The sequence below is a fragment of the Pseudoclavibacter sp. CFCC 13796 genome, assembly GCF_008831185.1.
Taxonomy (GTDB): Bacteria; Actinomycetota; Actinomycetes; order Actinomycetales; family Microbacteriaceae; genus Pseudoclavibacter_A.
The window spans coordinates 1,690,256-1,705,534 of record NZ_WBKD01000001.1 but is presented as its reverse complement, the minus strand read 5'-3'; the positions used below and the strand labels follow the sequence as shown (position 1 = coordinate 1,705,534).

Sequence of the window (15,279 nt, the reverse complement as noted above, 5' to 3'; positions counted from 1 at the left end):
GCGAACGCTCTGGACGAATGACGACGATTGAGAAGCGATGACGACTGAGAAGGCGATGCCGAGCGATGACTCTGGCGAGACCGTGGAGACGGAGCAGACGGCGCACGCCCCGCTGCCCGACGAAGTGGTGGCCTTTCAGCGCACGGTCGGGTTCGCGCTCGACGACTTTCAGGTGCAGGCCGCGCGCAGCATCGTTCATGGTCGGGGAGTGCTGGTCGCCGCCCCGACGGGCGCCGGCAAGACCATTGTCGCCGACTTCGCCGTCTACCTGACGATGCAGTCGGCAGCCGATGAGAAGATCTTCTACACGACCCCGATTAAGGCGCTGAGCAATCAGAAGTTCCATGAGCTGCAGGAGCGTTACGGAGAGTCGAACGTCGGCCTGCTGACCGGTGACAACAACATCAACGCGACTGCACCGATCGTGGTGATGACCACCGAGGTGCTACGCAACATGATCTACGAGCGCAGCGATCTGCTGGGCTCGCTCTCTTTCGTGGTGATGGACGAAGTGCACTATCTCGCCGACCGCATGCGCGGGCCGGTCTGGGAAGAGGTCATCATCCAGCTGCCCGAGCACGTTCGGCTCATCTCGCTGAGTGCGACGGTCTCGAACGCCGAAGAGTTCGGAGCGTGGCTGCAGGAGGTGCGCGGACACACCGACGTCATCGTCTCGGAGTTTCGTCCAGTGCCGCTCAACCAGCACGTGCTGGTGCGAGGTGATCTCGACGACCTCTTCGAACCCGGCCGTCCCGGCCAGCTCAACCGGCACCTGCACCGGCTCTCTGGTCTTGATGGGCCGCGATCGAACCGGGAACGACGGCGCGGAGGTCATCACCGTCAGCAGCGCGTCGACCGGGCAGCGCTGGTGAAGACGCTCGAGCGTGCCGACCTGCTGCCGATGATCGGCTTCATCTTCAGCCGCGTCGGCTGCGATGCCGCAGTGCGTCAGTGCATGCTGGCCGGCATCTCGCTGACGACCAAGCAGGAGCGCGACCAGATCAAACGGATCATCGACCGCCACTGCCGTGACATCCCGTACCAGGATCGCGAAGTGCTCGGTTTCAAACACTGGAAGGGCGCCCTGCTGCGCGGTGTCGGCGCGCACCACGCCGGGCTGCTGCCCGCGTTCAAAGAGACCGTCGAAGAGCTGTATCAGCGTCGACTCGTTCGGGTGGTCTTCGCGACCGAGACGCTGGCGCTCGGCATCAACATGCCGGCGCGTACGGTGGTCATCGAGAGCCTTGAGAAGTACAACGGCGTCGCTCGTGTGCCGATCACAGCGGGGGAGTACACCCAGCTGACCGGGCGTGCGGGCCGTCGCGGCATCGACGACCAGGGGCATTCGGTCGTGGTGTGGCAGCCCGGTGTCGACCTCGAACGGGTCGCTTCTCTGGCCAGCCGTCGCACCTACCCACTGAAGTCGGCGTTCCGCCCCACCTACAACATGGCGGTGAACCTGATCGGGCAGTTCGGCCTCAGCGCGACGAGAGAGATCCTCGAGTCGTCGTTCGCCCAGTTCCAGGCCGACCGGTCGGTCGTCGGCCTGGCTCGAAAGCTCAAAGAGCAGCGCACCTCGCTCGACGGCTACGCCGAGGCGGCCGGGCTGGACGATCCTCTGCTGCGCGACTTCTTCGACCTGCGTCACGAACTCTCAGAGACCGACCGCAGCATCCAGCACATCTCGAAGAAGGAGCGCCGCAGCGGCAGTCGACGTGACGACCTCATCGCTCACGCCCGCGACCTGAAGGCCCAGCTGCGGCAGCATCCGGCCGCTCGCATCGACGATGTCGAGGATCGGGCCCGGTGGGCCGAGCGCTGGTGGCGTCTGCAACGCCAGGCAGAAGACCTCCAACGCGAGATCGAGCACAGAGTGAGCAACATCGCGCTGACCTTCGAACGCGTCGTGCGCGTACTGGTGCATTTCGGCTATCTCTCTGCCGATGCAGATCTGGCCGAGGTCGCGGTCACCGATCAGGCCGGGCTCCTCGACAAGATCTATGGAGAACGCGATCTGGTCGTCGCCGAGTGTCTGCGCCGAGAGGTGTGGAAGGGACTCGAACCGGATCAGCTCGCCGCGATCGTCACGGCTTTGGTCTACGAGCCACGGCGCGACCGCGGCGACGAAGAGGTGTGGCTGCCTCGAGGCGCCCTGCAGAAGGCCTACGCCGACACGGTGTCGGTCTGGCATGAGATCGACGACCAAGAGCAGCGCCGCGATCTGCCGAGGTTCCCCGAGCCGAACGCGCTGGTGTGCACGGCGGTGCTGCGATGGAGCCGGGGCGCCACGCTCGATCACGTGCTCGAAGAGGCAGAGCTGCCCGCAGGCGACTTCGTGCGACTCATGAAGATGGTCATCGACCTGCTCGACCAGATCGGCGCCGCGCAGCCAGACGGAGTCGGGGCTGTGGCTCGCAGCGCCAAGGATCTGCTGCTGCGCGGCATCGTCGAGTACTCGAGCGTCGGGTGATGCGGCACCAGCACCGCGCAGATGCGATCGTTCGGGCAGTCGTCGCCCTTGCGGCCGGTGTGCTCTACCAGTATGCGTTCGCCCCGTATCTGATCTGGCCGCTGACGCTGCCTGCGATGGCGCTGATCGCCTGGGCTGTGCTCGGTCGCGGATTCTGGTTCGGGGCGCTGTGCGGGGCGCTGTTCGGCGCAGGGTTCTGGTCGGGCCACATCATGTGGCTGACCGAATACCTGGGGGCAGTACCCTGGATCGCTCTGAGCGGCGCCATGACGTTCTTCTGCGCATTCGGCTGTGCGCTCGGCGGATACCTGACCCGACGTCGACTGGTGCGGCAGACGCATCCGGCGCTGATCGCTCTGATCTGGGCGGTCGTCTGGACGGCGCGCGAAGCGGTGTTCTCACGGATGCCGTATGGCGGGTTCGCGTGGGGAGAGGCGGCGCACAGCCAGTCGAACGCGCCGACGATCGGGCTCTCGTCGTGGGTCGGTCTGGCCGGCCTGAGCCTCGCGCTGGTCTTCGTCTCGACGCTGCCCGTGACGTGGATGCTCTCGTGTCGGCCGGTGCGTCGGCCGCTGGTCGTCGGCATGGCTCTGCTGGTGCTGGGAATGCTGGTGCCGGCTTGGGGAGCGATCGTGCCGTCGCAGGGATCAGTGCGCATAGCAGCCGTTCAGGGCAACGCGAATGCCGGTCTCTTCTCGAACGCGCAGCCTGGTGAGATACTGGCGAACCATCTCGCAGCCGCCAGAGAGATCATGCACGACGACTTCGACGTGATGGTCTGGCCTGAGAACGCGGTCGACCTCGACGTGCTGCGCAGCCGTCAGGCCCACGCCGAGATCGAGGCCTTCGTCAATGAGATGGGTCGCCCGCTCGTGTTGGGCAGCGTGACGAAGCGCGGCGACGACTTCTTCAACAGCGTCGTGCTCTGGCTGCCGAAGGGCATGTCGGCGCCGACGGGCCTGACGGATGGGGGAGTCGACACGGCGGCCGACTCGGTGGTGCCCGGTGTCGATCCGACCACGACGTCAGGCGGACCGGTGCAGATCTACGACAAGAAGCATCCGGTGCCGTTCGCGGAGTACATGCCCGATCGCTGGCTGTTTCATCCGATCGCCCCAGATCTCGTTGACCTGGTGCCACGCGGATACACATTCGGGCAGCGCACCGGCAACTTCCAGATACCGACGGGTGACGACGCGATCAACGCCGGGGTGCTGATCTGCTTCGAGACAGGCGACACCGACCTGATTCATGCGGCAGTCGCTGGGGGAGCGCAGCTGCTTCTGGCACCGACGAACAACGCGGATTTCGGCCGCACCCCGGAGTCGGCGCAGCAGATGGCGATCGCGAGAGCCAATGCCGTCGCATCCGCGCGTTCGCTCGTGAACATCTCGACCGTCTCGTCGAGTGCGGTGATCGCGCCGGACGGACGATTCCTGGATCGGCTGCCCGACTTCGAACCGGGCGCCATGGTGCAGAACGTTCCGCTGCAGCGCTCACTGGCGCCGAGCTTCTTCGCCGGGCCGGTGATCACATGGGGGAGCGTCGCCGTCACCGTGGCGCTGATGGTCGGCGAGGTGGTGACGCGCCGCCGAGACCGGAGGCTGCGTCAGCAGGTCACTGCTCGTTCGGGTCTGATTTGATACGAGAGAGCTCAAGCGCGCGCTTGCGGCGATCGTGCAGGTAGTCGAGACGCTCGTCGAGAATCTCTTTGAGCTCCGTCTCGCTGCGGCGCTCCAGGAGCATGTCCCATGGGGTGCGCTGTGAGGCGGGCTCGCCCTTCTTCTTGCCCGTGGTCTTGGTCTTGGCCTTCGACTTGGACGCGGTCTTCGTCGTCGACTTCGAAGCGGTCTTCGCCGTGGTCTTCGAAGAAGTTGCTTTGGTTGCCATTCGATGCCTTCGTCTCGTCTGCCGGCAGAAGATACGCCGACCGTTCATTGTAGCCGCTCAGCACAACGACTGTGGGCCGAGATTTGTTCCCGCCGGCGGGGCAGCGGTCGTCGAAGCGTTCTGGACTGATACAGTTTTGCCTGCTGTGAGCACGTCGCGCGACGTGCCATTCGATCGAAAGGTGAGCACGTGAGCGATCAGACGACGGAACAGACGACGGGCGATCAGCAGAAGCCACTTGCAGGCAGAGTTGCGCTGATCACCGGTTCGTCGCGCGGCATCGGTGCGGCGACGGCCGAACTTCTCGGCGCGCTGGGTGCGACCGTGGTGATCAACTACCGATCGAAGGTTCGTCGAGCCGAGCAGGTGGCCGACAAAGTGCGTGCCGCCGGCGGAGACGCTCTGGTCGTCCAGGGCGACCTCACAGACGAGGCATCGGTGACGGCGCTGTTCGACCGCGTCGGCGAGGCCTTCGGCCGCATCGACGTGCTGATTCTCAATGCCTCGGGAGGCATGGAGAAGAACATGGCCGACGACTACGCGCTGCAGCTCAACCGTGACGCGCAGGTGCGTGCGCTGACGCTGGCAGAGCCGCTGCTGAAAGAGGGCTCGCGCGTCGTCTTCATCACCAGCCATCAGGCGCACTTCATCCGCACCACGCCGACGCTGCCGGAGTACCGCCCGGTCGCCGAGTCGAAGCGCGCCGGTGAGGATGCGCTGCGTGAGCGCATCCCGGAGCTCGCGAAACGCGGTGTCGGCTTCGTGGTGGTCTCAGGCGACATGATCGTCGGCACGATCACCGCAACGCTGTTGAACCGCATCAACCCGGGCGTGCTTGACGAGCGCACCGAGCAGGTCGGCAAGCTGTACACCGTCGAGGAGTTCGCCGAGCAGATTCGCGACGCCGTGCTCGAGCCGATCCCGGCGGACAATACGAAGTACGTCGGAGACATCTCGTTCTTCACCGGCAAGTGAGCGTGAGCTTCGACGCTCGTCTCGGGCGTCGAGAGACGTGATGGTGACCCCTCTCCGGTAATCCGATAATGTATGTTATGTCATATATCGTGGATTCTCGGAGAGGGGTTCTCCTCTTCCAGGCCGGCGAATGACACTGTCGCGCTTTCTGCACAACGCGGCCGTCAGATCGATGTCATGCACTGCCTTCATGTCGGCGGTGATGATTTTTCGGTCGCATGCAAGTCTGGCCAGATGAGACAGATCAGAGTGACGACTCCGAACCGCGGAGCGATTCCGCCGCCGCGCATCAAGACGAATGACGACCGGCCGCTTGAGCCAGATCAGGCGCGCATCGCTCCTGATCTCGGCTCAGCTGCGCACCGCCAGATGCGCGACGGACCGCCGCCGCGCATCCGTGTCGGGATCAGGCCGACTGCACCCGGACGGGTTGAACCGCAGCTGCCAGACGATCTGACGACGATCGGCGATCCGCCGACGGTCGACGACTACTTCGCGCCTGATCAGTTCTTCGACTGAGCTTCGTCCGCAGGCAGTGCCTCGATCCAGCGATCCAGCACGCGTGCTGCCGCACCTGATTCGATCGACTCGGTCGCGACTTCGAGCTTTGCCGAGAAGCGTTCGAGCATCGACGTCTTCGCTGTTTCTGGATCAAAGAGCAGATCTGCGGCGACCAGACCGGCTGCTGCATTGAGCAGCACGATGTCGCGCACCGAACCGGTCTCGCCGGCGAGCAGCGCCCGGCCGATCTCGGCATTCTCTTCGGCGTCTCCCCCGACCAAGTCTTCGAGAACGGCGGGCCTGATGCCGAGCTGTGCCGGGTCGAGTGCGAACTCAGTGATGCCACCTTGTTCGTCGACCTGGCAGAGGCGACTCGGGCCCGTCGTGGTCAGCTCGTCAAGGCCGTCCTCTCCGCGGAACACGAGACCGACGTCGCCACGAGAGCTCAGCAGTGCGGCGACGAGATCGACCCGACCGCGATCGGCGACACCGAGAGCATTGATGCGCGGGCGCGCCGGGTTGCACAGCGGGCCGAGGAAGTTGAACACCGTCGGTACGCCGAGGGCTTTGCGAACGGGACCGGCGTGCCGGAAGCCCTGATGGTACCGCTGCGCGAAGGCGAAGCCGATGCCCGCCTGTGCGAAGGCGGCGGCGGTCGCCTCTGGGGTCGCACTGATGTTCACGCCCAAGGCTTCGAAGAAGTCGGAGGATCCGGAGCGAGAGCTGACCGCGCGGTTGCCGTGTTTGATCACCGGAACGCCGGCTCCGGCGATCACGAGGGCGGCCATTGACGAGATGTTGACTGTTCCCGAGCGGTCTCCCCCAGTGCCGACGATGTCGAGCGCGTCCCGCGAGATGTCCAGCGGAACGGCGTGCGTCAGGATCGAGGAGACGAAGGCAGAGACCTCTTCGAGAGACTCCCCCTTCTGCTTCAGCGCGATGAGGAAGCCGCCGATCGCAGCGGGGTCTGCCGTCCCGGTCATGATCTGGTCCATGGCCCACCTGGCCTGCACCGTTTCGAGGTCGACGTCGTCGATGAGTCTGGTGAGCAGGATCGGCCATGAGATTTGGGATGACATGTCTCAAGATTGTACGCCGCAAGACCATTGGCCCGACCGACACTGTGCTGGATTCCGGTGGGAACACACCGGACGCACTCCGACTCTAGATGAGGGAATTCTCTCGAACCGCTCCGTTTGGTCAAGACATGGGTGATTCATAGGTCATAATAGAAACGTGTCCAGTACAGCATTAACGAATAAGTCTGCGCAGGCGAGTGTCAACAGGCCGAGCGCCACAGCCGTAGGTACCATCGTCTGGCTTGCCAGCGAGGTCATGTTCTTTGCGGCCATCTTCGCCGTCTACTTCACCTTGTGGACGACCTCGACGGGCCAATGGCAAGACGGCATCGCCGTCCTGAACATTCCCTTCGCTGCGGTCAACACCGTGATCCTGGTGCTTTCGTCAGTCACGTGTCAGTTCGGCGTCTTCGCGGCAGAGCGTCTGCAGCCGCGCAAGACCGGCAAGGGCATCAAGAACTGGGGCGTCGCCGAGTGGTTCTTCCTGAGCTTCGCTCTGGGTGCCATCTTCGTGACCGGTCAGGTGTTCGAGTACGCGACGCTGTACCACGAGGGTGTGGCCATGTCGACCGACACATTCTGGTCTGCGTTCTTCGTCGGCACCGGGTTCCACGCGCTGCACGTCATCGGTGGCTTGATCGCGTTCCTCGTGATCATCGGCCGCACGTACGCGTCGCGCAAGTTCGGCCACCGTGAGGCGCAGAGCGCCATCGTGGTGTCGTACTACTGGCACTTTGTCGATGTCGTCTGGCTGATTCTGTTCACAGCCGTCTACATCCTTCCGCTCATCGGTTGAGACTGGAGTTAGCAGGAATGAAGATTCGCAAGAACCATAAGTCCAAGGTGAGCCGCCGCTCCAAGCGTCGCGGACCGCTCGCCACCATCGGTCTGCTCGCCATCGGTCTCGCTGTGACCGGTGGAGGCTACGCTGCTGTGGCACAGGCCAGCTCGTCGTCGACCGACATCGAGAAGGTGGCCAACACCCAGGAGCAGGTCGACGAGGGCCAGAAGCTCTTCCAGGCAAACTGCGCCACGTGCCACGGACTCAATCTTCAGGGTTCGGACGCCGGCCCGTCGCTGGTCGGCGTCGGGGCCGCATCGGTCGACTTCCAGGTCGGCACCGGCCGTATGCCGATGCAGATGCAGGGCCCGCAGGCGCAGGTCAAAGCTCCGCAGTTCACCGACGAACAGATCAAGGCTCTCGCGGCCTACGTGGCATCGGTCGGCTCCGGCCCGGCCATCCCGAGTGACATCGCGAAGCAGGTCGACACCACTGACTCCGAGAAGGTCGCATCGGGTGCCGAGCTCTTCCGCATCAACTGCGCGATGTGCCATAACGTCGCCGGCGCCGGCGGTGCGCTGACCGAGGGCAAGTACGCACCCTCGCTGATGGGGGTCTCTGAGACGCACATCTACGAAGCCATGATCACCGGCCCGCAGAACATGCCGGTGTTCAACGACACCAACCTCTCGCCTGAAGAGAAGGCCGGGATCATCTCGTACCTGAAGTACGTCGAGAAGAATCAGTCTCCCGGTGGCGTCGATCTCGGATCGCTCGGTCCGGTGTCTGAGGGGCTGTTCATCTGGATCTTCGGCATCGGTGCGATTGTCGCATTCACCATCTGGCTTGGTGCACGGGCTGACTGAGCGGAGAGAACACTATGGCAAAGAACAAGGAAGAGACTCCTGTGTCAGAACACGAGCCACAGAGCACGACGGTAGTGCTCGAACATGGGTTCGAGAACCCGGGCATCGAGCCCCACTCACCCGAGCGCGTCACTGACCGCGACCCGAAGGCCGCCAAGCGCGCCGAGCGTCAGGTTACCGCTTGGTTCATCGCCTCGGCGGTGGCGAGCGTCATCGCGATCATCGTCTACATCGCCGTGCCGATCAAGGCCGACGACATGTCGACGGTCCATCCGAACAACCTGTGGCTCGGTCTGTCGATCGGCTTCGCGTTCCTGGCGATCGGCATCGGTGCCGTGCACTTCGCGAAGCAGCTCATGCCGGCGCACGAGATGGAAGAGGAACGGCACACGCTTCGCTCCTCGGACGAGACTCGTGCAGAGGCCATCGAGATTCTGCAGACGGCAGACAAAGAGAGCGGCATCAGCCGTCGTACGGTGCTGCGTCGCTCGCTGATCGGTGCGGCGGTCGTCGCTCCCCTGCCGGGCATCGTCATGCTGCGTGACCTCGCTCCGGTCAGCCAGGGGCTGGTCAATCCGGCTGAGAAACTGCGCCATACCATCTGGGGCGATCAGGACAGCCTGAAGCTCGTTCGGGATCCGAACGGTCGCCCGATCAAGGCCTCAGATGTTCAGCTCGGCTCGGCCTTCCACGTGATCCCCGAGAACCTGCTCGAAATCGAGAATCATTCGCAGCGCATCATCGAAAAGGCCAAGGCGGCCGTGCTGCTCGTCCGTCTGCCCGAGAACGAGATCAAGTCGGGCGCCGAAGACGGATATCACGGCATCCTCGCATACTCAAAGATCTGCACGCACGTGGGATGCCCTGTCGCTCTGGTTGAGCAGCACACGCATCATCTGCTCTGCCCGTGCCACCAGTCGACGTTCGACATCGCAGACGGCGCCAAGGTCGTCTTCGGCCCGGCGAACCGTCCGCTGCCCCAGCTGCCTATCACGGTTGACAGCGAAGGCTATCTGGTGTCGAAGGGTGACTTCCGCGCACCAGTCGGACCGAGCTTCTGGGAGATTGAAAAGTGACCACGACAGTGACGACAAAACCCACGACCAAAGCGGGTCGTGCTGCTGACTATCTCGACGAACGCCTCGGCGTCGCAGGGGTCGTCAAGGAGTTCGGGCGCAAGATCTTTCCCGACCACTGGTCGTTCATGCTCGGCGAGGTGGCGCTGTACAGCTTCGTCGCGCTGCTGATCTCCGGAACGTTTCTGACCCTGTTCTTCCAGGCGTCGATGGTCGAGACCACGTACGACGGCTCCTATATCCCGCTGAAGGGCATCCATATGTCCGCGGCCTATGCCTCGACGCTGGATCTCTCGTTCGACATCCGCGGCGGGCTGCTCATGCGCCAGCTGCACCACTGGTCGGCACTGATGTTCGTCGCGGCAGCGACACTGCACATGGCTCGCATCTTCTTCACGGGTGCGTTCCGCAAGCCGCGTGAACTGAACTGGATCGTCGGTGTGCTGCTCTGGGTGCTCGGCATGGGAGCCGGGTTCACCGGGTACTCACTGCCTGACGATCTGCTTTCGGGCAACGGCCTGCGCATCATCGACGGTCTGATGAAGGGCCTCCCCCTCATCGGGACCTGGCTCTCGTTCCTGTTCTTCGGCAACGAGTTCCCCGGCACCGATCTCATCAACCGTCTGTACATGCTGCACATCATGTTGATCCCTGCGTTGATCATCCTGTTGATCGCCGTGCACCTGCTGATGGTGGTTCTGCACAAGCACACGCATTACCCGAACCCCGGTGCCCGTGAGACGAACGTCGTCGGCTACCCGGTGCTCCCGGTGTACGCAGCCAAGGCCGGCGGCTTCTTCTTCATCGTCTACGGTCTGCTCACAGTGATCGCCGCTACGTTCACGATCAACCCGATCTGGAACTACGGGCCATACGATCCGTCGCCAGTCTCGGCAGGCACGCAGCCGGACTGGTACATCGGCTGGGCGGATGGCGCACTGCGACTGATCCCGCCGCACTGGGAATCGGTGATCTTCGGCTTCACGTTCTCGTGGAACATCATGGCTCCTGTGGTGCTGCTCGGTGGCTTCATCGCCGTGCTGGTGGCCTACCCCTTCGTTGAGAAGTGGATCACCGGAGACGACCGCAACCACAACGTTCTGGATCGCCCGCGCAACGCGCCGACCCGCACGGCGATCGGCGCGGCAGGCATTGCCTTCTACGCGACCATGTGGGCAGCGGCATCGTCTGACGTGATGAGCGTCTTCTTCCACTGGAATGTGTTCTTGGTCACTCACGTGCTGCAGGCATCGCTGATCCTCGGGCCGATCATCGCCTTCATCATCACTCGCCGCGTTGCCTTCGCTCTGCAGCGAAAGGATCGCGATCTGGTTCTGCACGGTGTCGAGACCGGTCATGTCATCCGGTATCCTCACGGGGAGTTCCAGGAGCTGCACCGTCCTCTCGATGAGTACGAGCGCTGGCGTCTCGTCTCGTTCGAAGAGAACGTTCCCGTGCCGGTTCGCCCGCGCTCCGACGGCAAGATCTACAACAAGGATCGTCGTCGCTCATGGTTCAGCCGCTTCTTCTTCGAGAGCCGGGTCAAGCCGGTCACTCCCGAGGAGCTTGCTGCGGCACAGCACGAGCACCACTGACGCTCTGCACCCGTGTTCAGCACGCCCTCGTGGCCTGCTGAGCATTCGAAGAGGGCCTCGCCATTGTGACGAGGCCCTCTTTGCGTCTCATGGGCTCGGGCAGTAACGGTCTGGGCGGTACCCGCCGCTCTGGGCCGTCAGCCGCGGACTCCCCTGCCGGTCGTCGCAGACAAGCACATCGTTTCGTTCGGCACAACCGAACATACCTGTTCAGACCTGTGCAATACTGTCTTCTATGACAGACACAACCAATACTGACGTGCCGCCGTCGGCGGCCTCTGCCGGAGCTCCGACGCTCACCCAGCGCTTGGACAGACTCTCCTTCACTCGGGCTCATGCACACTTGGTCACCTCTTCGGGGATCGGATGGGCGCTCGATGCCCTCGACGTCGCGCTCATCTCGTATGTGATCGTCGTATTGAAGAGCGAATGGGCTCTCTCTTCGACCGAGCAGAGTTGGATCGTCTCGCTCGGGTTCATCGGTATGGCCCTTGGCGCAATGCTGGGTGGCAGGCTCGCCGATCGTTTCGGCAGGCGCACGGTGTTCGCGCTGACTCTGCTGATCTTCGGCCTTGGCGCAGCGCTGAGCGCGTTCGCACCGGTGCTCGCGTTCTTCCTCGTCATGCGCTTCATAGTCGGGCTGGGGCTCGGCGCTGAGCTGCCTGTTGCCAGCACATACGTGAGCGAGTTCGCGCCCCCGAGCATCCGCGGTCGCATCATCGTCGTGCTTGAGGCCTTCTGGGCCATCGGCTGGCTGCTTGCAGCGCTGCTCGGCTACCTGTTGGTCCCACATGGAGATTGGGGCTGGCGCATCGCCATGCTGATCGGCGCGGTGCCAGCACTCTACGCGGCGTTCGTCCGGTTTGGGCTGCCGGAGTCGATCCGCTTTCTCGAGACGCGCGGCCGCCATGATGAGGCCGAGCAGATCGTGCGCCGCTTCGAGAACTCGCCAGTGATGTTCCGGGTGCAGACCGCGGGTGAGGGTGCTACACTCCCCCCGGCCTCCGCTGAAGGCGCAGACGAAGCCGCGAGCAGAACTGCGACCAGTGGTTTCGGCGGGCTGTGGCGGCGTGGGCAGGCTCGCAACACCGTCGCGCTGAGTCTGGTCTGGTTCCTGGTGAACTTCTCGTACTACGGGGCCTTCATCTGGATCCCCTCGATTCTCGCAGCACAGGGATACGATCTGGTGAAGAGCTTCGGATACACCCTGATCATCACACTGGCGCAGCTGCCCGGCTATGCGGTCGCAGCATGGCTGATCGAGCATTGGGGACGTCGCTGGACGCTGGCGTCGTTCCTGATCGGCTCAGCCGTCTCGGCAGTGCTCTTCGGCACAGCCGGCTCGGTGACGGCCATTCTGGTCAGCGGATGTCTGCTGAGCTTCTTCAATCTGGGCGCCTGGGGCGCGCTCTATGCCATCTCCCCAGAAGTCTTCCCGACTGCACTGCGTGGCACCGGCACCGGGTGGTCGGCGGGGTTCGGTCGTGTGGCATCCATCATCGCGCCCCTGTTGGTGCCGGTCGTGCTTGCGGCGGCCTGGGGCGGCACCGGAGTGCTCTTCAGCATTTTCGGCGTGGCATTCGTGCTGGCGGCTCTGTCAGCCCTGCTGCTCGACGAACACATGGGCCAGGCGTTGACCGACTGACTCTCCGGCCGTTGCACATGCGCCGACCGGAACGTGCTGGCCCATGCTCACCGATGCTGTGGTGAGCCATCACCATTGAGGCATGTCAGTCGGGTCATCTAATCTATAGACGTGGTCGACAGCAGTGATGCAGCGCTCACAGAGGGGTTCCTGCCGTGGAGGGGGCGGCGGGAGCCCCTCATCTGCGTCTGTGGCGCCCTGTGAGCATGCACGCAGCGGGTCCCAGTTATTCGCGCGGATGACTCGAGCAGAACCAGAACTGCCTGTGACCACAGATGCGGAGTGATCGCATATTCCACAAGACGTACCCTTCAGGCGGAGGCTGAGGAAGGTGGATCTCCGTGCCGCTTGTTCAGCACCGCGATGAGCAGCCGCTGAGTGCTGGCCGTTCACCGTGCCTGGTGGGTAGGTGGTGCCCTGTTTGTCAGCTGTTGTCGCCGCAGAGCGGACGTCGTGGGCGTGCTGCGGGACGTCGGCCCAATCGAGCAAGCACTGGCACTGAAATCTGCTCTCCGTTTGCTCTCCGACAGACGAAGCCACTCCCCTGTGCCCAGGCCTGCGGAGCACCGAAAGTCAACATGCTCAAGAGCATGAATGACAGAGATGAGAAGCAGTCTGGACCGAAGCATGTACCGCCGTCAGCGGAAGCATGTGAGCGATGGGTGGCATGTATGGAATGAGGGCGAAAGGGCGTACGCTGGCTCTTCGTCCAGCACACGACCTTTTGTCAACGTGCACTGCCGATATTCCGATCCTGTTCAGCTCCTTGCACCATGAGAGTCACTTCCTCGAGTGAGAGGAACTTTCCGTCAGAGTCCAGTTGTGCGAACACGTAGACCTCTTGCTCGACGGTTGACTGGTCTCGTTTTGTCACCACGACGCGGTGTCTCTCTGCATAGTGGCTGCCATCGGTGAGCTCGTCCAGCACTTTGACCTCAGCGTTGTTGGTGATGGCGCGAAGGTGCTTGATGTGCTCAGCGAACTGCTCACGCGTGGTCCAGTCGCCATTGGTGCGCTGGCGGTAGTCGGCATTGAAGTGACGATCCAACAGAGTCTCGAGAGGTGTTTGGTGATCGTTGAGGAGGTCGGACAGTGCGAGTGCAAGTGTGGTCACGGGATTCTCAATTCAAAGTCGATAAAGCGGGCTGCAGTCCTAGTGATAGCACAGATAGCGATCTTGACCACCCGAAGAGGCATCTATTCGCATCAGAGATGCTTCGCCCAGTCGTCCGGCCGTACTGCCTCACCGCGCCAGAGCGCCCCACCCGACATCGCCTTGCGCAGCTGAACGCGCCAGCCTTCGTCGACCATGACCCGCTGGACGTCCGAGACGCGGGCAGCGCGCACAGCCCACCGGCCGATCAGCACGCCCGAGGTATGAATCTCGATCGTGACTCTGCCGGCGTCGTAGGTTGCTGTCGCTTCGCCCTTCATACGGGCCAGTGTGGCACGAGCCGCAGACACACGTATCGCCCCCGCCCGGTGCAAGCCAGGTTGGGCGTTACCGCTGTCTGCATGGCTGTCTCAGCAATGATGCACACACGACCACCCGTATCTCCTTCTCATGCCACGTGAGGAATCCGAGTACGGCAGGAAACCGCCGCAGTCGCCTGCACGAGCGAAGCGTGACGCAGGTCTGCTCTCCGTCTGCTCACTGCGCGTTAATGTAAAGAAGGCCCGGAACCCCGCGTCTTCCGCGTGATTCCGGGCCTATCCGGTGGTGGGCGATAGCAGACTTGAACTGCTGACCTCTTCCGTGTCAGGGAAGCGCGCTACCAGACTGCGCCAATCGCCCGTACTCGAACCGTCGAGTGCGTATGCCGACTTGCGTCGACTCCGGCCGAAGCCGGTTGGAGGTGGAGACGGGAGTCGAACCCGCGTATACGGCTTTGCAGGCCGCTGCCTCGCCACTCGGCCACTCCACCATGCCAGACCACACAGGTTCTCAATGAAACAGTACCTGTGAAGCGGCCCCTGTGAAGCGGAGCCTGTGGCAGGTCTTTCACAAGTGAAAGAACCCTCCGAGCGGATGACGAGATTCGAACTCGCGACCCCCACCATGGCAAGGTGGTGCTCTACCAACTGAGCCACATCCGCATGTCGATCAGCTTGAAGCTTCTCAACGTTGTCCCCGTGTTCCGGCGACTTGAATAATGTACCGTAACTCCGCGCGAATGCAAAATCGGGGTGAACCGATCCAGGTATCGCGGGCGTGTCGCGCCGTCTGCTGCCTGACTTCAGGCCTTCGACCGGGTTGCAGCTGAGCCGAGAGCGGCGCTTGAGGCATCAGCCAGACGGCTGCGGTCCATGTTGCCCTGGAGTCAGATTTCGGTCGATCACCGCCGCCTGGGCCACGTCACACATGGTTGTTCTTGGGACACACATGAAGAGGGTGCGGAGC

Annotated in this window: 13 protein-coding genes and 3 tRNA genes; 9 read left to right on the top strand and 7 right to left on the bottom strand. The window is 63.3% G+C overall.

The genetic code is table 11. The annotated features are described in order from the left end of the window. Window positions 1–37 precede the first annotated feature (37 nt). Both F8O07_RS07665 and lnt read left to right on the top strand, forming a co-directional pair. Window positions 38–2,470, top strand: coding sequence for a DEAD/DEAH box helicase (locus F8O07_RS07665; RefSeq protein ID WP_192496700.1), 2,433 nt, complete (start codon window positions 38–40; stop codon window positions 2,468–2,470). Next, window positions 2,470–4,113 carry an apolipoprotein N-acyltransferase gene (gene lnt, locus F8O07_RS07660; protein ID WP_158031479.1) on the top strand — a complete coding sequence of 548 codons (1,644 nt, stop codon included), beginning with the start codon at window positions 2,470–2,472 and terminating at the stop codon, window positions 4,111–4,113. Before F8O07_RS07665 ends, lnt begins: the two co-directional genes overlap by 1 nt. Here lnt and F8O07_RS07655 read toward each other — a convergent pair. Further along, window positions 4,088–4,360: an RNA polymerase-binding protein RbpA gene (locus F8O07_RS07655; protein ID WP_225732802.1), complete on the bottom strand. Its 273-nt coding sequence runs from the start codon at window positions 4,358–4,360 to the stop codon at window positions 4,088–4,090. The genes lnt and F8O07_RS07655 overlap by 26 nt on opposite strands. A gap of 189 nt (window positions 4,361–4,549) precedes the next feature. On the opposite strand from F8O07_RS07655, the gene F8O07_RS07650 reads away from it, so the two are divergent. After that, window positions 4,550–5,335, top strand: a complete 786-nt coding sequence (locus tag F8O07_RS07650; protein ID WP_158031477.1) for an SDR family oxidoreductase — start codon at window positions 4,550–4,552, stop codon at window positions 5,333–5,335. A gap of 234 nt (window positions 5,336–5,569) precedes the next feature. Further along, window positions 5,570–5,854 (top strand): hypothetical protein, encoded by a 285-nt coding sequence (locus tag F8O07_RS07645; protein ID WP_158031476.1) that lies wholly within the window; start codon window positions 5,570–5,572, stop codon window positions 5,852–5,854. On the opposite strand, the gene trpD is transcribed toward F8O07_RS07645, so the two are convergent. Then, window positions 5,839–6,915 (bottom strand): anthranilate phosphoribosyltransferase, encoded by a 1,077-nt coding sequence (trpD, locus tag F8O07_RS07640; RefSeq protein WP_158031475.1) that lies wholly within the window; start codon window positions 6,913–6,915, stop codon window positions 5,839–5,841. The genes F8O07_RS07645 and trpD overlap by 16 nt on opposite strands. Before the next feature lie 157 nt (window positions 6,916–7,072). Between trpD and F8O07_RS07635 the strand changes: the two genes are divergently transcribed. The 5 genes from F8O07_RS07635 (at window position 7,073) to F8O07_RS07615 (ending at window position 12,878) form a co-directional block, all read left to right on the top strand. Next, on the top strand, window positions 7,073–7,711 hold the full coding sequence (locus F8O07_RS07635; protein ID WP_158031474.1) for a heme-copper oxidase subunit III: 639 nt from the start codon (window positions 7,073–7,075) through the stop codon (window positions 7,709–7,711). A 17-nt stretch (window positions 7,712–7,728) separates the two neighbouring features. Next, the gene (locus tag F8O07_RS07630) at window positions 7,729–8,562 is read left to right on the top strand and encodes a cytochrome c (RefSeq protein ID WP_158031473.1); all 834 of its coding nucleotides are present in this window, start codon (window positions 7,729–7,731) and stop codon (window positions 8,560–8,562) included. A gap of 14 nt (window positions 8,563–8,576) precedes the next feature. Continuing rightward, window positions 8,577–9,638 (top strand): ubiquinol-cytochrome c reductase iron-sulfur subunit, encoded by a 1,062-nt coding sequence (locus F8O07_RS07625; protein WP_158031472.1) that lies wholly within the window; start codon window positions 8,577–8,579, stop codon window positions 9,636–9,638. Beyond that, window positions 9,635–11,233, top strand: a complete 1,599-nt coding sequence (locus F8O07_RS07620; protein ID WP_225732803.1) for a cytochrome b — start codon at window positions 9,635–9,637, stop codon at window positions 11,231–11,233. Before F8O07_RS07625 ends, F8O07_RS07620 begins: the two co-directional genes overlap by 4 nt. 235 nt (window positions 11,234–11,468) lie before the next feature. After that, the gene (locus tag F8O07_RS07615) at window positions 11,469–12,878 is read left to right on the top strand and encodes an MFS transporter (RefSeq protein WP_158031471.1); all 1,410 of its coding nucleotides are present in this window, start codon (window positions 11,469–11,471) and stop codon (window positions 12,876–12,878) included. 727 nt (window positions 12,879–13,605) lie between these two features. Here the strand turns inward: F8O07_RS07615 and F8O07_RS07610 are convergent. From F8O07_RS07610 to F8O07_RS07590, 5 genes are all read right to left on the bottom strand, one after another. Next, window positions 13,606–13,992 (bottom strand): nuclear transport factor 2 family protein, encoded by a 387-nt coding sequence (locus tag F8O07_RS07610; protein WP_158031470.1) that lies wholly within the window; start codon window positions 13,990–13,992, stop codon window positions 13,606–13,608. A gap of 92 nt (window positions 13,993–14,084) precedes the next feature. After that, the gene (locus F8O07_RS07605; RefSeq protein ID WP_158031469.1) at window positions 14,085–14,312 is read right to left on the bottom strand and encodes a hypothetical protein; all 228 of its coding nucleotides are present in this window, start codon (window positions 14,310–14,312) and stop codon (window positions 14,085–14,087) included. 284 nt (window positions 14,313–14,596) lie between these two features. Beyond that, a tRNA-Val gene (locus F8O07_RS07600) sits at window positions 14,597–14,673 on the bottom strand. Window positions 14,674–14,729: 56 nt separating this feature from the next. Beyond that, window positions 14,730–14,803 (bottom strand) — tRNA-Cys (locus F8O07_RS07595). Window positions 14,804–14,902: 99 nt separating this feature from the next. Further along, a tRNA-Gly gene (locus tag F8O07_RS07590) sits at window positions 14,903–14,975 on the bottom strand. Window positions 14,976–15,279: the final 304 nt, after the last annotated feature.